Source organism: Dyella agri (assembly GCF_044904705.1).
GTDB classification, from domain to species: Bacteria; Pseudomonadota; Gammaproteobacteria; order Xanthomonadales; family Rhodanobacteraceae; genus Rhodanobacter_A; species Rhodanobacter_A agri.
Genome location: NZ_JADIKL010000002.1, coordinates 12,113 through 33,147, shown reverse-complemented (window position 1 = coordinate 33,147; position 21,035 = coordinate 12,113). Strand labels below are relative to the sequence as shown.

Below are 21,035 nucleotides of genomic sequence, written 5' to 3'. Positions count from 1 at the left end.
CCTGCCTGGTGGGAGGACGGAAGACTTACGGTTCGAGCATCAGCTGGATGCGTTCCAGGTTCGCCAGCAGCTGCGCGCGGCGATCGTCGTGCCCCTCGCACAGCAGCACGAAAACGTTGTCGAGCAGGTGTTGCAGCGCGGACTGGTAAAGCAGCGGCTGGATGTACGGCTGCTCGTCGTGGGCCGACACCAGCAAGGACATGTCGGCCAGCGTGCGCAGCGGGTTGGCGGTATGCCGCGTCACCGAGATCACCTTGCCGCGGTGCTCGCGGAAGTAGCGCGCGATCTTGCCCAGCGCCGGGTGGTTGCCGTGCTCGGAGAACACCAGCAGCACATCGCCGGGAGCGGCGGCGGAGATGTTGGCGGTCATCCGCGCGGTATCGAAGTTGTGCACGGCGAGGATGCCCAGCAGCGACAGCTTCAGCGCGAAGCCGCGCGCGTAGATGTCGTCCTCGCCCAGGCCGATGATGAACACCTTGCCGCTGCGGCCGGCCTGGCCGATCGCCTCGGCCACGGCGCGGATCGCCTCGGGCGTATTGATCAGCCGGGTCGCTTCCTCCGCTTCCGATTTGCGCCGCCACAGCTGCTCCGCCAGCGAAGCGGCCTGTTCGCGGGCGCTCGCTGCCGCCGGTTGCGGCGCGTCGCCGTTGTCGGCGCGGGCGATCGCCTCGCCGACCGAGTACTTGAGATCCGGATACCCCTTGAAGCCGAGCTTCTGGGTGAACTTGACCACGCTGGACTGGCTGATACCCAGCGCGTCGGCCAGCTGTTGCGAGGAATAGTCGCGCAGCAGCTGCGCGTTCTCCAGGATGAAGTCGGCGATGCGCCGCTCCACCGCCGACATCTGGTCGCGCTCCGAACGGATTTTGACCAGGGGCGACATCAGGTTTCGATCCTTTCCAGGCCGCGGATCTCGCGGATGCCCAGGCCGGGCGCGTCCGTCACCGAGATCTCCGACTCGTTGAAGATCACCCCGCCGTCGATCGGGTTGAAGCGCGCCAGCGAGGGGCCGTCCAGGTCGACCTTGGTGATCACGTCGGCCTTGGCCACCGCCACGTGCACCGCGGCGGCCACGCTGATCGAGGTTTCCAGCATGCAGCCGATCATGCATTCGACGCCATGCATGGCAGCGATGTCGGCGATGCGGATGGCGTTGGAGATGCCGCCGGTCTTCATCAGCTTGATGTTGATGATGTCGGCCGCGCGCATGCGGATCAGCTCGATCACCTCCATCGGGCCGAACACGCTTTCGTCGGCCATCACCGGCGTGTGCACGCGCTCGGTGACGTAGCGCATGCCGGCCAGGTCGCGCGCCTTCACCGGCTGCTCGACCAGTTCCAGCTTGATGCCGGCGTCCTCCAGCGTCTGTAACGCGTACACCGCCTGCTTGGCGGTCCAGCCCTGGTTGGCGTCCAGCCGCAGCAGCGCGCGGTTCTCCACGGCGGCGTAGATCGCGCGCACGCGCTCGATGTCCACGCCGATGTCCTTGCCTACCTTGATCTTCAGCGATTCGAAACCGCGCTCCACCGCGTCCACCGAATCGGCCACCATCTTGTCGATGTAGTCCACGCTGATGGTGATGTCGGTGGTGATCGCCGGGTCGCCGCCGCCGAGCAGCTTGTACAGCGGTGCTTTGTACAGCTGGCCCCACAAGTCGTAGACAGCGATCTCCACCGCCGCCTTGGCGCTGGTGTTCTTTTCCATCGCGCCCTGGATTAGCTGGGTGACGCGATTGAGATCGGCCACCTCCATGCCGATCAGCCGCGGCGAAATGTAGTGGCGGATCGCGTCGATGATCGAGCCATGCGTGTCGCCGGTGATCACCGCGGTGGCCGGCGCCTCGCCGTAGCCGACATGGCCGGTGTCGGTGTGCACCATCACCACGATGTCCTCGATCGTGGCGACGGTGCGCAAGGCGGTCTTGAACGGCGTCTTCAGCGGTACCCGCAGCATGCCGAAGGTGATGTCGGTGATTTTCATGAGGCAGCCTTCATGGAGTCCATGTCCTGGTGCTTGGTATCGCCTGCGACGATTCAGTGACGGATGCGCACGATGCTGGTCATGCGGTCGACATAGGTCTGGTGGTCGTTGAACAGGTTCGGCAGCAGCGGCGTCACCGACACCGCGTTGAGCTTGATGTGGCCGATGCTGCCGTCGCTCCTGCGCCAGCTCATGCCGCCCACGTCGTGGATCACGTACGGCTGGCCGTCGCGTTGGCCGATCACCATCATCACGTGGCCGGGGATGTAGACCAGGTCGCCCACCTGCAGCGCGCGCACCGCCGCCAGCCGCGCCTCGCGGCTGTCCTTGGCGGTGAACAGCCGGTGCGACAACGCCGGGCTCACCGACTGCTTGCTGGTGTCGCGCGGCATCTGCACGCCCATGCTGCGGTAGACGTCGGAGACGAAGCCCGAGCAGTCGCGGCCGTCGTAGGCGTGGCCCCAGCCATAACGTTCGCCGAGGAACTTGAAGGCCTGGCGGATGATGTTGGCCCGGGTCAGCGGCAGGTAGTCGGGCGCGCTGTCGGTGCTCTTCTGCAGCAGTGCCGGCGAGAACGCGAGCTTGCCGCCGGCATCGCGGTACGGCAGCCGCAACGTCCATGCGGCCTGCGCCGTCTGCCCGTTCACCGGCTCGTCCGGCGGCAATCCGGCCTGCAGCGGTACACGCGTGCCCATGTCCAGCTGCAGCTGCGACAGCTCGGGCCGCTCGGGGGTGAACACGGTGTGTTCGGTGGCACCGGTGATCACCCGGTACGGCGCCTGCTCCGCATAACCGAACACCTCGGCGGCGCTGCCCTCGGCCACGTTGTCCTTCTTCGTCCACGCGGCATAGCGCGGACTCACCACGAACAGCCACTGGCCGTCGCGGCTGGCATGGGCGATCACCACCGGCGTACCGGGAAACTCGGCGGTCTCCTGGAAGCGGTCGATGTCGGTATCGCCCTTCTCGCTGAACACGCGCAGCGCGGTGGGGAACGCACGCAGCGCGGCGCGGCGCACCACCAATCCGTAGCGCGTGGGCTGTTGCGCGGGGATGTCCGCCAGCGCCAGCGCGTCGACCAGTGCGTCCAGTGTGGCCGCAGGCACCGGCTGGCCGTCGGCGTCAAACACCGGCCGCGTGGGACGCTCCGAAATCGCCTGGATCCAGCCTGCGACCCGTGCACGGTCCAGCGTGTGCGGCAAGGCGCTCAGGTCGTGCATCGACGGATCGGTCTTCAGCAGCTGCGCGTTCTCTGCCGCGATCTGTGTCCGGTCGAGGATCACCCGGTCGGGTTGTTGCAACAGCCCGATCCAGTAGTCCGGCGTGAGCTGCGCCGCACCCATCCCGGGCATGCCGGAGGCGGACGTCGCGCCGGACGGACTCCCATCGCGCGCAGCCAGCGGCGTGGCCGTCAGGGCAAAAACGAACAACGTCGCCACAAACCGGAAAGATCGCATGACCATGCTCCCGTAACGACGCCGGCTCATGACCCGGCCAGCATCGACATCACGCTCGCCACCAGCAGGCCGAAGGCGGTGCCGAGGATGTAGCCCAGTAGTGCCAGCAACACGCCCACCGGCACCAGCGCCCGCGAATAGCTCGCGGCCAGCACCGGCGTGGCGGCGACGCCGCCGATCTGCGCCAGCGACGAGATGCCGCAAAGGTAGAGATCGAAATGGAACAGCTTGGCGAAACCCACCAGCAGCGCCGCATGGATCGTGATGATGGTGACGCCGCACAGCAGGTACATCGGCGCGGCCGCGATGCCCTGGAAGTTGCTCTGCGAGGCCAGCACCGCGACCACGCTGATCAGCATCGCGCTGGAGATCTTGCTTGCGCCGGGAAACCGCGACAGCGGCGTGTGCGCCACCACCAGCCCCGCGGCGGTGGCGAGCAGGATCGCCCAGGTGGTGCCGCTGATCATGCTGGATACCGGCAGCCAGTCCGACGCCCAGCTCGACAACGCCGCCACCGCCAGCGCCATGCCCAGCCACAGCAACACGCAGTCGTAGGTGATCGGCCCGCTGGTCGGTGTCTCGGCCACCTCCATGTCGCCGCTGGAGCGTGCCCCGGTCCAGCGGTTGAACGCCGGCGCCAGGCGCGCCACCGAGAACAGCACCACCACCCACATCGAGTAGCACAGCGCATCGGTGAGCAGCGACATCGCCAGGTGCTGGTCGGACATGCCGATCGCCTGCTTCACGGCGATCATGTTCGCGGTCCCGCCCATCCAGCTGCCCGACAGCGCGGCCAACGGCTGCCAGTCGTCGCCCGGCAGCCAGTGCCGGTACAGCAGGTAGGTGCCGATGAAGGCGATGAACAGTGCGATGCCGGCGCAGGTGAACACGGCCAGCACGCGCGGCCCGAGCCGCCAGATCGCACGCAGGTCGCAGTTGATCATCAGCAGGAACAGCAGCGCCGGCACCAGCCGGTCGGTGAGCATGCCCTGCGCGGCGCGGATGCCGTCGTTGAGCTGCCACAGGCCGGCTACCGACAGTGCGGTGACAAGCAGGTAGGTGAACACGATCGGCGGCAGCACGTTGAAGACGCGCCAGCCGAAGCGCCGCTCCATGGCGGGGAACAGGCCGGCGGCCAGCAACATCACCGCCAGATAAGGCCAGACCGTGTGGATCACGCGCGTTCCCCTTGTTGGGTGGTCCGCCGCGAGGCGGAACGGGTCCGGGCAATCAGGAATAGATGATTCCATTGCCATCCATTCGAAGCATAAATTATTGACCGCGATTTGCAAGCGTGCTACACAGCATGCTTCCGGGGGTTTCACATCGGGGGTCAGACGATGGGCACGCCGCATCCGATCGCGCCACGCCGGCACCTCTGCGTGCGGCGCGCGATGCTCGCCTTGCTGGCCCTGCTGCTCGCCATGCCGATGGCATTCGCCGCAACGGCCGACACGCCGCTCGCCCCCATCATCAGCCAGATCGACGCCGGCCATTTCAAAGCGGCCGAGGCGTCGATCGAACAAGCCCTGACGCAACCGCAGCTGGCGACGCAGACACGCAACGCCTTGCTGTTCCAGCGCGAACGCATGCACCGCATCCTGCTCGATTTCACCCTCAGCGCCGACGACGTCAAGGCGCGTGTGCGCAAGGAAATCCCCGACCTCAGCGACGCCGAGTTCGCCAGATGGAATGCCGAGGGCTTGTTCGAGCACCAGGTGATCGACGGCCGCACGCTGTACTTCAAACGCTCGCCCAGCAACCTGTTCCGGCTCAGCCCCGAGGCGCTGGCGCGGCGCGCGGTGCAGACGCCGCTCAGCGCCGGTCCGATGGAATCGTTGAACGACCATCAGCGCGCGGTCTACCACACCGCATTGGCCGAGCACCGCAGCAGCGTGCTGCCGCGTCGCGTGCGGATGACCCAGATCCTTACCGTCAAGGCCGACGCAGTGCCCGCCGGACAGATCGTTCGCGCCTGGATCCCCTACCCGCGCGCGATTGCGGGGCAGCAAGAGAACATCCGCTACGTCGCCAGCGAACCGGCGCAGCACGAGATCGCACCGACCACGGCCTTGCAACGCACCGTACACCTGGAACAGCCGGCCCACGCCGGCCAGCCCACCGTGTTCTCGGTGACCTACGAACTGACCGTGTACGCGCAGTACCACGCCGTCGATCCCGACCGCACGCGGTTGCCGGCGATCACGCCCGAACTGGCCCCGTTCGTGGCCGAGCGCCCGCCGCACATCGTGTTCACCCCGGCGATGCGGGCGTTCTCGCGCAAGGTGGTGGGCAACGAGAAGAATCCCTGGCGCATCGCGCAGAAACTGTTCGCCGCGGTCGACCGCATTCCCTGGGCCGGCGCGCGCGAGTACTCGACGATCAGCAACATCAGCGACTACACACTGCACGCCGGCCATGGCGACTGCGGTCAGCAGACCATGCTGCTGATGACCTTGCTGCGGCTCAACGGCATTCCCACGCGCTGGCAGTCGGGCATGGTGTTCGCCGACGACGGCAAGTACAGCGATATCCACGACTGGGGCTACCTGTATCTGGCGCCCTACGGCTGGGTGCCGATGGACGTCACCACCGGCCAGCTGCGGCCCGGCCCGGGCGACGACCCGGCGTTACAATGGTTCTACCTCGGCGGTCTCGACGCCTACCGCATCGCGTTCAACGACGACTACGGGCAGACCTTCGCACCGCCCAAGCAGCATTTCCGTTCCGACAATGTCGACTCGCAGCGCGGCGAAGTCGAATGGAACGGCGGCAACCTGTATTTCGACCAGTGGGACTACGACTTCAAGTGGCAGATCCTGCCGGCGGCGCAAGGACACAACGACGGCTGACGGAGCGGACGCTTCGGGGGAGGCCGCACCAGCGCGCCTGCTGCAGTCGACGCTGCTGACCGATCCATGATCCACCTGCCGCTTGCCCTGCAAGCGGCCACCACCTTCGACCCGCCATGACGACGATGACGATGCCGCCCATGATGCAAGCTGCCACTGCCGGACCCGCGGACCCGGATGCATCGACCCACGCCCTCGACGACGACGCCACGCTCGATGGCGTCGACCTGGAACAGCTGGCACATCGCATCGCCACGCCCTTGCACGCCTACTCGGCCAGCGCGATCCGGCAACGCATCGACACGCTGCGGCAGGCACTGGCCGGCCTCGATGCCGGGATCTGCTTCGCCGTCAAAGCCAACCCGAACCTGGCCATCCTGCAGCTGATGGCCGAGGCCGGCGTCGGCGCGGACATCGTGTCCGCCGGCGAGTTGCAGCGCAGCCTGCACGCCGGCGTGCCACCTGGACGGATCGTGTTCTCCGGCGTGGGCAAGAGTGCGGACGAAATCACCGGCGCGCTGAGCGTGGGCATCGCCCGTTTCAACGTCGAATCGCTGGACGAGCTGCACCTGCTGCAGCGGCTGGCCCAGGCGCAGCAGGTGGTCGCGGCGGCCGCGGTGCGCATCAATCCCGACGTGGATGCGCACACCCACGCGAAGATCTCCACCGGCAAGTCGGAGAACAAGTTCGGGGTGAGCATCGACGAGGCGCGCTGCTGGTTCGCCGCGCGGTCGATGTTCCCCAACGTGCGGCTGGACGGCCTGCATGTGCACATCGGTTCGCAGATTCTCGACGCGGAGCCGTTCCGGCTGGCGCTGCAACGGGTCGCGGTGTTTTGGCGCGAGCTGGAACAGGCCGGGCACCCTATCGCCAGTATCGACGTCGGCGGCGGCCTCGGCGTGTGCTACCGCGCCGGCGTGGACCAGCCGCTGGCCGTGACCGACTATGCCGCCGCGATCCACGAAGCGCTGTCCGGCTTCAAGGGCCGGATACTGCTGGAGCCCGGCCGCTGGCTGGTCGCCGAGGCCGGGGTGCTGCTGACCCGGGTGATCCGTGTCAAACCGGGCGTCGAACGCTGCTTCCTGGTGCTCGACGCGGCGATGAACGACTTGCAGCGGCCCAGCCTGTACGACGCCTGGCACGACATCGTGCCGGTCCGTGCCGACGCCTCGGGGTCGCCGACTACCTACGACATCGTCGGGCCGGTGTGCGAAACCGGCGACACTTTCGCGCGCGGGCGCGTGCTGCCCGAATGCGTCGCCGGCGACCTCTTGCTGATCAAGGCCACCGGTGCGTACGGTGCGTCGATGGCCTCCACCTACAACTCGCGACCGCTGGCGGCCGAGGTACTGCTCGACCGCGGCCGCTATGCGGTGGTGCGCCGCCGCCAGCATTTCGACGAGATGATCGCCGGCGAACAACCGGCACGCCATTGGCAAACCCCTTGAACAGGCCGATCGCATGAACCCCATCGCCCGCTTCGCCACCTTCGCCGCGCTCGGCCTGGCCGGCACACTTCCGGCGCACGCCACGCAGGATCCGCCGATCACCATCGACACCCACGTCGACATCCCCTTTAGCTACATGCGCGAGGCACGCTTCGACGTGGGCAAGGACACGCCACTGCTGGTCGACCTGGGCAAGATGGAGCGCGGCGGCCTGAACGCGGCGTTCTTCGTGATCTGGGTGCCGCAGGGGCCGCTCACGCCTGCGGGCTACGCCAAGGCCGTGGCGCAGGCCGAGGAGAAATACGACGGCATCGATCGCATGCTGATGCAGTATCCCGACCGCATCCGGCTCGCCACCACGCCCGAACAGGCGCTGGCCAACCGCAAGGCCGGCCTGCTGTCGGCGATGATCGGCATCGAGAACGCCTACTCGCTGGGTCACGACATCCACCGCCTCGACGCTGCCTTCGACCGCGGCGCGCGTTACCTCGGCCTGGTCCACGTCGGCAACGACGACTTGTGCACCAGCTCGCTGCCCGACAAGGACAGGCACGAGCCGGCGATGAACAGCAAGGGCGACACCGGCATGACCGACTTCGGCCGTGCGGCGGTGAAACGCGCCAACCAACTCGGCATGATGGTCGACATCTCGCACGCTTCCGACCATTGCGTGCGCGATGCGCTGAAGGTATCCACCGCGCCGATCATCGCCTCGCACTCCGGCGCCCGTGCCGTGCTCGACCACCCGCGCAACCTGCCCGATGACCTGCTGCGCGCGATCGCCGCCAAGGGCGGGGTGATCCAGGCGGTGGCTTACAAGGAATTCCTGAAGAACGACCCTGGCCGCGAAGCCGCCGAGAAGAAATTGCAGGACGCGGTAGCGAAAGCCAACGGCGACAAGGTATACGACAGCGACAAGGACGACTACCTGCCGGCGATGGCCGCCGGCATGGCCGAGATCCAGACGAAGTACCCGCTGCCCACGCTGGACGACTACGTGAAACAGATCCGGCACATGGTGCAGGTGGCCGGCATCGATCACGTCGGCATCGCCTCCGACTTCGACGGCGGCGGCGGCATCACCGGCTGGAAGGACGCCACGGAAACGCGCAACGTCGCCGCCGCGCTGCGCCGCGCCGGCTTCAGCGACGCCGATATCGCCAAGATCTGGGGCGGCAACCTGCTGCGAGTGTGGCGCGAGGTCGAGCGCGATGCGCAGCACTAGGCGCACCCGCCGCTGCCTCGGCGGCCTCGCCCTGCTGCTTGCGGCGGCAAGCTTCGGCCCCGCGCACGCCGCCACCCGGCCGGCGAAAGACTACGACCGCATCGTCGATGCCGTGGTCGCCCGCTATCGCCTGCCCGGCATCGCCGTCGGCGTGATCGAACACGGCCAGGTGGTCTACGTCGCTACGCGCGGCGAAACCATCGCCGGTTCGGGCCGCAAGATCACCCCGCGCACCTTGTTCAAGATCGCCTCCAACAGCAAGGCGATGACCACGGCCCTGCTTGGCCGCCTGGTGGACCAGGGCAAACTGCGCTGGGACGACCCGGTGACGAAGTACCTGCCGGACTTCCGCATGTACAACCTGTGGGTCACCCAGAACATGCGCGTGGCCGACCTGCTCACCCACTCCAGCGGCCTGCCCGAGGGCGGCGGCGATCTGATGCTGTGGCCGGAGCCGAACGCATTCACCCGCGCCGACATCATCCACGGCCTGCGCTACATCAAGCCCGGCTACAGCTTCCGCTCGAAGTACCAGTACGACAACCTGCTCTATGTGGTGGCCGGCGAAGTCGCCGCCGCTGCGAGTGGCGCGCCGTACGAAACGCTGATGCGCCGCGAAGTGTTCCAGCCGCTGGGCCTCAACCGCTGCCAGGTCGGCCAGTGGAGCCGTGATGCGGTAGGCGATGTGGCTGAGCCGCACGCCCGCAAGGGCGAGCGCAACCTGCTGACGGACGAGGACGGCCCGGCGATCCCCGCGATCGCCTCCGCCCCCGCCGGCGGCATCCGCTGCGACCTCGACGACATGCTGGCCTGGGCGCGCAACTGGCTGGCACCCACGCCGGCACAGCTGAAGTGGCTGTCGGCGGAGCAGCGCCGCGTGTTGCAATCGCCGCACATGCTGATCCCCGTTTCCGATCAGCGCCGCGACTGGGACGACAGCCACATCATGGCCTACGGCTACGGTTGGCGCATGACCGACGTGGACGGTAGCTGGACGGTGTGGCACACCGGCACGCTGAACGGCATGTACTCCGAACTGATGCTGCTGCCCGACCGCAAGGACGGCTTCGTATTCCTCATCAACGGCGAAGCGGAATCCGCGCGCACCGTGCTCGGCGAAGCGCTGCTCAAACACTTCACCAAGCCGGACGATACACACGACGTCACCTGGTACGCGGATGCCCTGCAACACGCCGATGCGCAGGCCAGCAAACGCGCCGCCGCGCCTGACACCTCCGCCGCCACGCCCGTCGCGCCTGCCGCGCTGGCGGCATGGACGGGCCGCTACCGCGACCCGTGGCTGGGCGACCTTGCACTGTGCCCGGACGGCGACCGTGTGCATTTCGCCGTCGCCAAGTCGCCGCGGCTCAACGGCGACGTGATGCGCCTTGGCAAGCGCGAGCTGGTGCACTGGAGCAAGCACGGCATGGAGCCCGACGCGTGGCTGGACTTCCATCCCGCGCAGGCCGGTCAGCCAGCCACGCTGACCATGGCCAAGGTCGATCCGCTGGGCGACTTCAGCTCCGACTACGAGGACCTGCACTTCGTGCGTACCGGAGATTGCCCATGAAACCGCAGCTGCTGCTCTTTGCCCTGCTCTTGTTGCCGCTTGCGGCACGGGCCGACGAGCCGCCGCCGCACCTCTCGCCCGCGAAAACCGCGGCGCAGGCTGGCCTGGTCGACATCCGCAGCCTGGCCCCTGATATCGCCGAGGACATCAAGTACGCCGGCAGCGACAACTTCGTCGGCCGGCCGGTGCACGGCTACCTCGCGCCCAAGTGCCTGCTGCTGCGCCCCGCTGCCGAAGCGCTGGCGCGGGTCGAACACGAGCTGCGCGCACAGCACTACCGGCTGAAACTGTGGGACTGCTACCGACCCGCGCGCGCCGTGGCGGACTTCGTACACTGGGCGCATGACTTGTCCGACCAGCGCACCAAGCCGCAGCACTATCCGGACCTCGACAAATCGCAACTGCTCGGCGACTACATCGCCCCCGTCTCCGGCCACAGCCGCGGCGCCACCGTGGACCTCACCATGGAACGCTGCGCTGCCGACGGCACGCATTGCGCGCCGCTGGATATGGGCACCGGTTTCGACTGGTTCGGCGTGCGCGCCCACACCGACGCGCCCGGTATCAACGCCGCGCGGCTAGCCCATCGCCATCGCCTGCGCGCGGCCATGCAGCGCGAAGGATTCCAGAACTACACGCTGGAGTGGTGGCACTACACACTCACCCCAGAGCCCACGCCGCACACGCTCTACGACGTGCCGGTGCAATGAGCACCCTCCCGCGCCCCACTCTGCCCAGTACATCCCCTCTCCCTCCGGGAGAGGGTGCCGGCAGGCGCGAGAGGGTACGGGCGAAGCCGGGCGTCACGGCGGTACCGAACCCACTCCCCAACCCCTCTCCCGACGGGAGAGGGGCTCAAGCCTCGGCTTCCGGAGGTCCGACATGCGTCTCGCATTCCTCTTCGTCTTGTCACTGCTCGTCGCCGGCACCGCAAGCGCAGCCACCACTGCCGACGCCGTCCGCCATGCCGACCAGCTGATGCAGAAGTACACCGGCAACATCCCCGGCGCCTCGCTGCTGGTCATCAAGGACGGCAAGCCTCTGCTCGATCGCGGCTACGGCATGGCCGACCTGGAACACCATGTCGCCGCCTCTCCGGCCACCGACTATCGCCTTGCCTCCGTCACCAAGCAGTTCACCGCCGCCGCGATCCTGCTGCTGGCACAGGACGGCAAGCTGAAGCTCGACGATTCGATCCGCCACTGGTTGCCCACGCTTCCGGCGTTCACCGACAAGGTGACGCTGGGCGAGCTGCTCTGCCACACCGGCGGCCTGCTCGACTACGAAGACCTGATCCCGCCCGGCCGCACGAAGCAGCTCGACGACCAGGACGTGCTGCGCATGATCGGCGCCACCACGCATGGCTATTTCCCGCCGGGCACCGCCTATCGCTACAGCAACACCGGCTTCGTGCTGCTCGGCCTGGCGGTGGAGAAGGCCTCCGGCCTGTCGCTGCAGGACTTCCTTGCACGGCGCATCTTCCAGCCGCTGCACATGGACCACACCTTGCTCTACGTGCACGACGCCAAGACCGTGCCCAACCGCGCCTACGGCTACACCGAAACCACTGGCCGTTGGCAGCGCACCGACCAGGACCTGACCAGTGCTACCCGCGGCGACGGCGGCATCTATTCCAGCATCGACGATCTCGCGAAGTGGGATGCGGCGCTCTACGACGATCGCCTGCTCAGCGACGCCTCGCGCAAGCTCGCCTTCGGCCCGCACGTGAAGGTCACCGGCGAGCCATATGAAGCCAGCTACGGCTACGGCTGGCGCATCACCGGCGACACGCTGTGGCATTCAGGCGAGAGCATCGGCTTCCGCAACGTGATCGTGCGCTGGCCGAAGCAGCACCTCACGGTGATCCTGCTCAGCAACCGCAACGAGCCCGAGCCCTATCGCACCGTGCTGGCGATCGCCGAGCCGTTCCTGCAACACTGACCGCCCGCTGGAACACCGCATTCATGCACGCTTCGCCCGACACGTCGCGCAGCCGCTTCGCCTTCGTTCGCTTTGCGGCGCTGCTGGCCGCATTCCTGCTGCTCGCCGCCTGTGCCCATGCGCCGCGCAATCCGCTGGCGACCTGGGTGCCGTCGCCGAACTACGACATCCGCCGGCCGGTGCTGATCGTGCTGCACTTCACCCAGCAGCAGTCCGCCGCGCAGAGCCTGGATACCTTGCGCACGCGCAACAGCGGCGGCCCGGTCAGCGCCCACTATCTGATCGGCCGCGACGGCCACATCTACCAGCTGGTGCCCGACTCGCTGCGCGCGTGGCAGGCCGGGCCGGGCCGCTGGGGCACCATCACCGACCTCAACTCGGCCTCCATCGGCATCGAGCTGGACAGCGACGGTCAGACACCGTTCGCCCAGCCGCAAATCGACAGCTTGCTGCGCCTGCTCGCCGACCTCACCACGCGGCTGCACATCCCGCCCACGCAGATCATCGGCCACGAGGATCTCGCGCCCGACCGCAAGGACGACCCCGGCCCGCTGTTCCCGTGGCAGCAGCTCGCCGACGCCGGCTACGGCCGCTGGCCACACGGCCCGCTGTGCGATCCGCCACCGGGCTTCGACCCGTGGATGGCCATGGCAGTGGTTGGTTACGCGCTGGACGACCGCGCCGCCGCCGCGCGCTCCTTCCACCATCATTTCCGCGGCATGCAAGGCGACACGCTGGACACACAGGACCTGCGCATCCTCTACAACCTCGTACAGCAGATCGAGCCGGGCGCGAACACCTGCGCCGCGCCGTCGCCGCAGGCCCCGGCCGGCTAGGGACGGGCCAGCACGCGCGCGGTGTAGCTCTCCACCACCAGGCTGAAAGGCTGGTTGCCCTGGGTGTAAAGCAGGGCGCGGTGTTGCAGCACGTGGGGCGGAATCGCCAACGGCCGGCTGCTCGCCGGCGGCAGTGCCGCGCCACTGTCCCAGCCCTGCGGCAACGGCGACCACAGCAGCTCGGCGGAGAGCGTCTGGCGGCGGAAATGCAGCGACTGCACCACTTTGCCGAACGGCACGTCGGTGGTGTCGAGCTGCTGGTTCATCGCCGCCGTCAGTCGCGATGGCACGTACCAGTTATCCGCATCGGAAAGCACCGTGTCGCCGCAGGCCAGTTGCACGCGGCGGTAACGCACCGGTTCGTCCGGGCCGATGCCGAGCAAGCCGCGCCCACCCGGCGGCAACGGTTTGTCCTCGCCCCGCACGCGATGCGCCACGATCTTCGCCTGCAGCGCCAGGCGGTGCACGCCGCACCAGTGTTCCAAAGTCAGCGTGGCGCTGGGATGGCTCAGCAATTCGGCATTAAGCGTCTGCAATTCGGCCAGCGCCTGCGTGCGGGCCAGCGGCGTGTCCGGCCAGCCGTCGCGCGCGGATACGGCTGGCGCAATTGCCAGCGCCATCGCAACGCATGCCGCGAAATTCCGCGAAGAGGCTCTCACAGCCCTTTCGCCGCCTGCGCCACCGCGCGAAACAGTGCGCGGCCCTTGTTCATCGTCTCCTCCCATTCGGCGGCGGGATCGGAGTCGTAGACGATGCCGGCACCGGCCTGCACGTGCAGGCGGCCGTCCTGGATCACCGCAGTGCGGATCGCGATGGCGGTGTCAGCGTCACCCCACCAGCCGATCCAGCCGATCGCGCCGGCATAGATGTTGCGCTTGTACGGCTCCAGCTCCTGGATGATTTCGAGCGCGCGGATCTTCGGCGCGCCGCTGAGCGTGCCGGCCGGGAAGGTGGCCTTGAGCACATCCATATAGCTGAGCCCCGGCTTCGCCGTGCCCTGCACCTGCGAGACGATGTGCATCACGTGCGAGTAGTGTTCGATCACGAAGGATTCGCTCACTTCCACCGTGCCGGTCTCGCTGATGCGGCCGATGTCGTTGCGGCCCAGGTCGATCAGCATCACGTGCTCGGCGCGCTCCTTGGGATCGGCCAGCAACTCGGCTTCCAGCGCCTTGTCCTCTTCCTCGGTAGCGCCGCGCTTGCGTGTGCCGGCCAGCGGGCGCACCAGTACCTTGCCGTCTTTGAGCCGCGCCAGGATCTCGGGCGAGGAGCCGACGATCTGCGTGTTGCCGAGATCGACGAAGTACATGTAAGGCGAGGGATTCAGCGCGCGCAGCGCGCGGTACACGTCCACCGGACGTGCATTGAAGCCTACGCTGAGCCGCTGCGAGGGCACCACCTGGAAGATGTCGCCGGCGCGGATGTATTCCTTCGCCTTCTCCACCATCGCCTCGAACTCGGCCTTGGTGAACGACGATTTGAAGTCACCCTCGTCCAGCGCGACGGACTGCGTAAGCTGCGGATACGCCGCGCCGCCCTGGCGCAAGCGGTGCACCAGCGCGTCGAGCCGGCGCTGCGCGGCGGCGTAAGCCTGCGGCTGCGACGGATCGGCATGCACGATCAGGTACAGCCGGCCCTTGAGGTTGTCGAACACGGCGACTTCCTCGGCCAGCATCAGCAGTACGTCGGCCGTGCCGAGTTCGTCGGCGCGATCCCACTGCGCCAGCCGCGGCTCGATATAGCCGATGGTTTCGAAACCGAAGTAGCCGACCAGGCCGCCACTGAACGCCGGCAGCTGCGGCAGACGCGGCACGTCGTACTGCGCGCGCAGCTTCTCGATCTCACCCAGCGGATCGTCGAGGTGACGGCGTTCGGTGACTTCACCGGAATCCTCCACCTCCAGCTCATGCCCGCGCAGGCGGTACACGCGCTTCGCCGGCAGGCCGATGATCGAATAGCGCCCCCAGGTTGCGCCGCCCTCGACCGACTCGAACAGGAAGGTGTACGGGCCGTCGGCCAGCTTCAGGTACACCGACAGCGGCGTGTCGAGGTCGGAGAACACCTCGCGCACCAGCGGGATACGGGTGTGGCCCTGCGCGGCCAGCGCGTCGAAGTCGCTACGGGTGATCACGGGAAACGATCCAGGCGGGGACGAACTGCGCACGATAGCAGGATGGCGCCGGATTCCGTATGGACGTCCAGAAGCCTGCGACCTTCTTGCCGGATCCGCAGTGAAAGTGGTGCCCATGCTTCGCCGCAGGCTTGCCGCATGTCCTCACAGGCGCGGCCGCCCACGGCGCGCATCACCCGATGCTTGCTCGTCATTCGCAATTTTCTGCTAATTTCGCAAGTTATTACAAAGGACCGGCCGAATCGCACGCCACGCCGGAATCATGGACACAAGGAAGAGGTAACCGACTATGCGCAACAGCATGCTCTACCGGGCCCTGTTCACCGCCACGCTCGGCGCAACCATCGCGAGTCCCGCCCTGGCAACCCAAGCCATCCCGATCGATACGCTCGCGCGCCTGCCCGCATTGCAGTCGATGTCCATGAGCCCGGACGGCAAGCACCTGGTCGCGCTCGTTCCCTCGCCCAAGAACCCGGACGAAACCGCCCTGGCGACATGGGACACAGGCGCGTTGGACAAGGGCCCGACCGTGGTCACACCTTCCGGCGAGCACATGAAATTCATCGCCGCCTCGGCGCTCAAGGCGGGCAAGATTCTCGCTATCGCGCGCCAGGAGTGGACCGGCCAGCTCGGTGGCTGCGGCGAAGGCAAAGTCACCGGTGCCACCAGGACCTTCATCACCAAGGCCTACCTGACCGGCGACGACCAGAAGAGCTTCAAGGAAGCCTTCGCGCAGGACACCCGCATGACCGGCGTCAGCAAACAGACGCAGGAGTGTCTGGAGCTGGCCGGCACCACGTCCCTGATAGACATGCTGCCGCTGGATCCGGACAAGGTCATCATCCGGCAACTCAGCGGCGTCAGCCTGGGATCGAACTATTACCTCTACAACCTGAAGACCGGCGATTCCGAACTGTTGTTCCGTGACAACCTGCGCGCCTCGCCATCGCTGTTCGATTCGCGCACCGGCAAGGTGCTGGCCCGCGTCGAGACCGAGCCCAAAGACGGCGACTACGAGCGCAGGGTGCTGTTCCTCAACCCGGGAACCGGGCAATTCGAACTTCAGCCGGCGCTGACCACCAAGCTGTCCGACCGCTACACCGTGAACCCGGTAGGCATCGACGACGCCACCGGCAAGTACTACGTGCTTACCGACCAGTTCTCCGACATGGTGCAAGCGCGCCTGTACGACGCGACCAAGCACCAGTACGACCCCGAACCCGTGGCCGCCGACGCCCACTACTCCATCGCCCGCCTGCTGTTCAGCACGCGCCCGGCGAACTTTAACCAGGTGACCGGCTTCGTCGTCGACGGCCCCCAGCGCGAAACGGTCTACGTCGACCCCGCGCTCAAATCCATCCAGGCCGGCATCAAGCAGGCTTTTCCGGATCAGCAGGTGAGCCTGGTCGACTACAGCGACGACTTCTCGAAGGTGCTGTTCGTTACCGAAAGCGCCAACGTGCCGCCTGCCTACCATCTGCTGCAGGACAAGAAGCAGGTGGTGAACCTGGGCAGCTCGCGCAGTGGCATCGCCGCCGACCAGACCGGCGTCGAGCGTTGGGTGCACTACAAGGCGCGCGATGGCCGCGAAATTCCAGCCATCCTCGACCTGCCCGCCGGTTGGAAACAGGGCGATGCCGCCACGCATGCCATCGTCTTGCCGCATGGTGGCCCCTGGGCACGTGACTATCTCGGCTGGGACGTCTCGGGCTGGGTGCCGCTGCTCACCTCACGCGGCTATGCCGTGTTGCGCCCGCAGTACCGCGGCTCCGAGGGCCTGGGTCGCGGCCTGTGGCTGGCCGGCGACGCGCAGTGGGGACTGAAAATGTCCGACGACGTCGACGACGGCGCCGCGTGGCTGGTGTCGCAAGGCATCGCCGCGAAGAACCGCATCGCCATCTTCGGTTATTCCTATGGCGGCTTCGCGGCAATCGCTGCCGACGTGCGTTCGCCTTCGCCATTCCAGTGCGCCATTGCCGGTGCGCCGGTGGCCAATCTGGGACGGCTCGGCACTTCCTGGAGCGACAACCGTCTGCAACGCATCCTGCAGGGCCGCACGGTGAAAGGCATGGATCCGATGCGGAACACGGACAAGGCCCACCTGCCGATCATGCTGTTCGGCGGCGACCGCGATGTGCGCGTCCCGCCCTATCACCCGAACGACTTCTACGAAGCCGTCAAGGACAAGGTTCCAGCCCAATACCACGTGATTCCTGACATGCCGCACAGCATGCCGTGGTATCCGCGCCAGCAGCGGGAAACCCTCGACCTGATCGTGAATTATCTCGAGAAAAACTGCGGGTCCGTTCGCTCCTGAGGGAAATTCCTCAACCACCTTTTCAGCAGTTCCCGAGCAAACGCCCTCCACATAAGCCCGGACTCGCCACCATCAATCGGCGCCGCACAGCCTTGTACAGCAAGGTTGTGCGCCCCGTATGGCGTCTCGCTTTTTCCGAACCGCTCTGCCTGGGCGCGAATCCAGGCATTTGCGCGTGTTGCGTAACAAATTACGAACAGTTAGATTCGTGAACCGCAACAAAATGCGGTTGCGGCATTTGCATTCATTAAACGGGGAGGGAATCCAGCATGCCCAAGTTTGCCCATCGGGGAATCCAGCGTCTGCCACTGACCATCGCGGTGCTTGCCGCACTGCAGATCGCCCCTGTGTTCGCACAGGATCAGACGTCCACCGCTGCGCCTACCGGCCAGACAACCAACGACACCCATACGTCGAAACAAGCCGAGACGAGCAAGGCCAAGCAGCTTGAAGCAGTCAACGTGACTGGCTCGCTGCTGAAGCGTCCGGAATACGAAACGACCTCGCCTGTACAAGTGATCGACATCAAGACCAGCGTTGCCGCCGGCCAGTTCGACACCGCCGACATCCTGATGACCACAGCCGCCGCAGCCGGCTCCACGCAGATCAACGGCCAGTTCGGCGGCTACGTCATCGAAGGCGGCACCGGCGTGCAGTCCGTCAACCTGCGCGGCCTGGGCGCCAATCGCACCTTGGTGTTGCTTGATGGCCAACGGCCAGGCCCGGCGGGCACGCGCGGCCAGGTAGGCGCGTTCGACCTCAACGTCATCCCGCAGGCCATCCTTTCGCGCATCGAGATCGTGAAGGACGGCTCGTCCTCGATCTATGGCTCCGACGCGCTGGCAGGCGCGGTGAATCTCATCACGAAAAAGAGCATGGACCGCCCGGAGATGACCCTGGCGACCAGCTTGCCGGAGCACGGTGGCGGCGAGCAATACACTTTCTCCTTCGGCAACGGCTGGAGTTTCGAGCGCGGCAGCATTGTGGCCGCCGTGCAGTTCGACAAGCTCAAGGCGCTGCAGGTGGGCGATCGCGACTTCCTCGATTGCAATCAGGACATGGTCTGGGGCAAGAACGGGCAGCGCATCGATCGTGCAGACCATTCCATCCTGCAAGGCAGCAAGCTGGCAGGCTGCAACAACCTGTATGCGAACACGATCGTCAAGTACATCGATTCCAGGGTCCGCTACGTACCATCGAAAGACGGCAGTACCGTTGGGCCGTTCCCCGGCTACCATCCGCGCCCATATCCCACGCCGAGCTATGCGAACGGTGGCCAGGCCTCTTACGAGGACGTGTTGAACTACCCGTTCTTCGGCGACAGCGACGCGATCAGCGCGCGCCAACGTGCCAGCGCATATCTCGCCACCGACTTCAGCTTCGGCAGTGTGAACTGGAAAACCCAGTGGCTGCTCAACCATCGCACCACCCGGACGCACTCGTACCGGCAGTTCTTCCCGCTGGTCTCCGACGGCCCGCTCAAGGATGACCTGTCCAATGTCTACGAACCCATCATGCCGTTCCCGGACAACGGCACGGAATCGGTGGACTACCTATACGGCACCACCAAACTGGAAGGCCTGTTCACGTCCACGGACAGTTGGGCGTGGGAAGTCAATGCCGGCTTCAGCCGCTCTGACGGCAGCTATCGCCATCTGGATATCGACACCTCGAAGACTGGCGATTTGAGTTACGACAACTCCGGCGATCCCCTGGTCAACTACTTCGACCCTGGCTTCCTGAGCGGCTCCCGGATGCGTGATCTGGTCAATGCCATCGGCGTCTGGGACACCGGCAACACGGTGTACACCCAGGCCACCGTCAACGCCTTGCTCACCGGCAACCTGTTCACCTTGCCAGCGGGTGATGTCGCCTCCGCGTTCGGCGCCGAATACCGCCATTACAAGATCGACGACCAACCCAGCCAGCTTGCCCTGGACAAAAGCCAGTGGGGCTACACCTCGGCTGACAGGACCTATGGCACAGACAACGTCAAGGAGATCTTCGGCGAAGTCAGCGTGCCCTTGCTCAAGGGCATTCCGGCCATCGAGTCGCTGACAGTCGATCTGTCCGGCCGCATGTTCACGTACGGCACGGTAGGCGGACATGACCAGGTCTGGAAGGCGGGCCTCAACTGGCGCTTGACACCCACGTTCCGTATCCGCGGCACGTTGGGTACCTCTTATCGCGCCCCAGGCCTGTACGAGCTGTACCTCGGCGACCAGACCGGCTTCGAGGCGCAGACGGTGATCGATCCCTGCATCCTATGGGGCGACAGCACCAACGACCGCATCCGTACACATTGCGCGGCTGCAGGCATCCCGGCCGACTATGCCGGCAGCGGCTCATCTGCCGTGATCCATTCCGGCGGCGGCAAGGGCCACCTGAAGCCCGAGACCTCCAGAGCCAAATCACTGGGTTTCGTCTGGACTCCGGATTTTGCCAACCTGAACGTGGCGCTGGACTACTTCGATTACGACGTGCACGGCGAGATCACCGATCTCAGCGCGAGCGATGTCATCTCCGGCTGTTATGGCTCGGCAACCTACCCGAACGCGTTCTGCGACCAGATCAAGCGCAAGCCTGCCAACGACCCTGCCAACCCCTTCTTGATCACGGATATCTACGGCTCGTATATCAACATCAACAGTGAGCGCACCCGCGGCTACGACCTGCAGATCAACTACGACAAGGACTTCTCGTTCGGCAAACTGTCGGCCGATGCGCAGGTGACCTATACCATCGAGGACACCACCCTGCTGTTCGACAGCGCGGAAGCGAGCGGCTTCACCCGCGACAACCAGGTCGGCTACATCGGACGCCCCAAGACGGTAGGCATCGCCGATCTGAGCCTGAAGCGGGGCGACTGGACCTTCGCCTGGCAGGGGCGCTACGTCAGTACCACTGAAAACAGGGATCTGGATCGCACCTTCACCTATTCGGATTATCCCGATGCCGTGCGCGACATCAAGGCCGGCTGGCAGTTCCTGCACAACGTGTCCGCCACCTACGAGAAGGGTAACTGGGGTGTGATGGTTGGCATCCGCAACCTGTTCGACAAGCAGCCGGATCTGATTTCGGCCAGCGCAGGCACCACCATCGGCAACACGCCGCTGTACGCCTCGCAGTACGACTGGTACGGCCGCACGCTCTTCGCTCGTCTGAACTACAAGTTCTGACGGCAGGGACAGTGTGGGAACCGAGGGGGCGACGTCATGTCGCCCCCTTTTTGTCGGCCTTCATCCGCATGGCGCATCTCGCTCCAGTTATTGCACGGC

Annotated in this window: 15 protein-coding genes; 9 read left to right on the top strand and 6 right to left on the bottom strand. The window is 66.2% G+C overall.

The window, feature by feature from the left end; genetic code table 11:
* Positions 1-25 precede the first annotated feature (25 nt).
* Genes ISP14_RS02850 through ISP14_RS02835 form a run of 4 tightly spaced genes read right to left on the bottom strand, consistent with a single transcriptional unit; the run spans position 26 to position 4,615 of the window.
* Positions 26-883 carry a MurR/RpiR family transcriptional regulator gene (locus ISP14_RS02850; protein ID WP_404536141.1) on the bottom strand — a complete coding sequence of 286 codons (858 nt, stop codon included), beginning with the start codon at positions 881-883 and terminating at the stop codon, positions 26-28.
* Positions 883-1,980 (bottom strand): dipeptide epimerase, encoded by a 1,098-nt coding sequence (locus ISP14_RS02845; RefSeq protein WP_404536140.1) that lies wholly within the window; start codon positions 1,978-1,980, stop codon positions 883-885. Before ISP14_RS02845 ends, ISP14_RS02850 begins: the two co-directional genes overlap by 1 nt.
* A 53-nt stretch (positions 1,981-2,033) precedes the next feature.
* Positions 2,034-3,437: a C40 family peptidase gene (locus ISP14_RS02840; protein ID WP_404536139.1), complete on the bottom strand. Its 1,404-nt coding sequence runs from the start codon at positions 3,435-3,437 to the stop codon at positions 2,034-2,036.
* A 26-nt stretch (positions 3,438-3,463) separates the two neighbouring features.
* Entirely contained in the window at positions 3,464-4,615 is a 1,152-nt protein-coding gene (locus tag ISP14_RS02835; protein WP_404536138.1) for a DUF819 family protein, read from the bottom strand.
* A gap of 162 nt (positions 4,616-4,777) precedes the next feature.
* Between ISP14_RS02835 and ISP14_RS02830 the strand changes: the two genes are divergently transcribed.
* The 7 genes from ISP14_RS02830 (at position 4,778) to ISP14_RS02800 (ending at position 13,309) form a co-directional block, all read left to right on the top strand.
* Positions 4,778-6,289 carry a transglutaminase-like domain-containing protein gene (locus ISP14_RS02830; RefSeq protein WP_404536137.1) on the top strand — a complete coding sequence of 504 codons (1,512 nt, stop codon included), beginning with the start codon at positions 4,778-4,780 and terminating at the stop codon, positions 6,287-6,289.
* 143 nt (positions 6,290-6,432) lie between these two features.
* Complete coding sequence (lysA, locus tag ISP14_RS02825; protein ID WP_404537106.1) at positions 6,433-7,737, top strand: diaminopimelate decarboxylase; 1,305 nt, start codon at positions 6,433-6,435, stop codon at positions 7,735-7,737.
* 13 nt (positions 7,738-7,750) lie between these two features.
* Entirely contained in the window at positions 7,751-8,962 is a 1,212-nt protein-coding gene (locus ISP14_RS02820; RefSeq protein ID WP_404536135.1) for a dipeptidase, read from the top strand.
* Entirely contained in the window at positions 8,949-10,532 is a 1,584-nt protein-coding gene (locus ISP14_RS02815) for a serine hydrolase (RefSeq protein WP_404536133.1), read from the top strand. Before ISP14_RS02820 ends, ISP14_RS02815 begins: the two co-directional genes overlap by 14 nt.
* Positions 10,529-11,242: a M15 family metallopeptidase gene (locus ISP14_RS02810; protein WP_404536131.1), complete on the top strand. Its 714-nt coding sequence runs from the start codon at positions 10,529-10,531 to the stop codon at positions 11,240-11,242. Before ISP14_RS02815 ends, ISP14_RS02810 begins: the two co-directional genes overlap by 4 nt.
* Positions 11,243-11,414: 172 nt before the next feature.
* Positions 11,415-12,473, top strand: coding sequence for a serine hydrolase domain-containing protein (locus ISP14_RS02805; protein WP_404536129.1), 1,059 nt, complete (start codon positions 11,415-11,417; stop codon positions 12,471-12,473).
* Positions 12,474-12,496: 23 nt separating this feature from the next.
* On the top strand, positions 12,497-13,309 hold the full coding sequence (locus ISP14_RS02800; RefSeq protein ID WP_404536127.1) for an N-acetylmuramoyl-L-alanine amidase: 813 nt from the start codon (positions 12,497-12,499) through the stop codon (positions 13,307-13,309).
* Here the strand turns inward: ISP14_RS02800 and ISP14_RS02795 are convergent.
* Both ISP14_RS02795 and trpE read right to left on the bottom strand, forming a co-directional pair.
* Complete coding sequence (locus ISP14_RS02795) at positions 13,306-13,929, bottom strand: hypothetical protein (RefSeq protein ID WP_404536126.1); 624 nt, start codon at positions 13,927-13,929, stop codon at positions 13,306-13,308. The two genes, ISP14_RS02800 and ISP14_RS02795, sit on opposite strands and share 4 nt — an antisense overlap.
* Positions 13,930-13,964: 35 nt before the next feature.
* Positions 13,965-15,440, bottom strand: a complete 1,476-nt coding sequence (trpE, locus tag ISP14_RS02790) for an anthranilate synthase component I (protein WP_404536124.1) — start codon at positions 15,438-15,440, stop codon at positions 13,965-13,967.
* 289 nt (positions 15,441-15,729) lie between these two features.
* Here trpE and ISP14_RS02785 point away from each other — a divergent pair, with 289 nt between their 5' ends.
* Together ISP14_RS02785 and ISP14_RS02780 are read left to right on the top strand one after the other, a co-directional pair.
* The gene (locus ISP14_RS02785) at positions 15,730-17,757 is read left to right on the top strand and encodes an alpha/beta hydrolase family protein (RefSeq protein WP_404536123.1); all 2,028 of its coding nucleotides are present in this window, start codon (positions 15,730-15,732) and stop codon (positions 17,755-17,757) included.
* 269 nt (positions 17,758-18,026) lie between these two features.
* Positions 18,027-20,936 carry a TonB-dependent receptor domain-containing protein gene (locus ISP14_RS02780; protein WP_404536122.1) on the top strand — a complete coding sequence of 970 codons (2,910 nt, stop codon included), beginning with the start codon at positions 18,027-18,029 and terminating at the stop codon, positions 20,934-20,936.
* Positions 20,937-21,035 lie beyond the last annotated feature (99 nt).

Coding starts and splice junctions, on each gene's coding strand:
- ISP14_RS02795 (WP_404536126.1), bottom strand. CDS start 13,929: ATGGCGCTGGCAATTGCGCCAGCCGTATCCGCGCGCGACGGCTGGCCG.
- ISP14_RS02820 (WP_404536135.1), top strand. CDS start 7,751: ATGAACCCCATCGCCCGCTTCGCCACCTTCGCCGCGCTCGGCCTGGCC.
- ISP14_RS02800 (WP_404536127.1), top strand. CDS start 12,497: ATGCACGCTTCGCCCGACACGTCGCGCAGCCGCTTCGCCTTCGTTCGC.
- ISP14_RS02830 (WP_404536137.1), top strand. CDS start 4,778: ATGGGCACGCCGCATCCGATCGCGCCACGCCGGCACCTCTGCGTGCGG.
- ISP14_RS02840 (WP_404536139.1), bottom strand. CDS start 3,437: ATGCGATCTTTCCGGTTTGTGGCGACGTTGTTCGTTTTTGCCCTGACG.
- lysA (WP_404537106.1), top strand. CDS start 6,433: ATGCAAGCTGCCACTGCCGGACCCGCGGACCCGGATGCATCGACCCAC.
- ISP14_RS02785 (WP_404536123.1), top strand. CDS start 15,730: ATGCGCAACAGCATGCTCTACCGGGCCCTGTTCACCGCCACGCTCGGC.
- ISP14_RS02850 (WP_404536141.1), bottom strand. CDS start 883: ATGTCGCCCCTGGTCAAAATCCGTTCGGAGCGCGACCAGATGTCGGCG.
- ISP14_RS02780 (WP_404536122.1), top strand. CDS start 18,027: ATGCCCAAGTTTGCCCATCGGGGAATCCAGCGTCTGCCACTGACCATC.
- ISP14_RS02810 (WP_404536131.1), top strand. CDS start 10,529: ATGAAACCGCAGCTGCTGCTCTTTGCCCTGCTCTTGTTGCCGCTTGCG.
- ISP14_RS02805 (WP_404536129.1), top strand. CDS start 11,415: ATGCGTCTCGCATTCCTCTTCGTCTTGTCACTGCTCGTCGCCGGCACC.
- ISP14_RS02815 (WP_404536133.1), top strand. CDS start 8,949: ATGCGCAGCACTAGGCGCACCCGCCGCTGCCTCGGCGGCCTCGCCCTG.
- ISP14_RS02845 (WP_404536140.1), bottom strand. CDS start 1,980: ATGAAAATCACCGACATCACCTTCGGCATGCTGCGGGTACCGCTGAAG.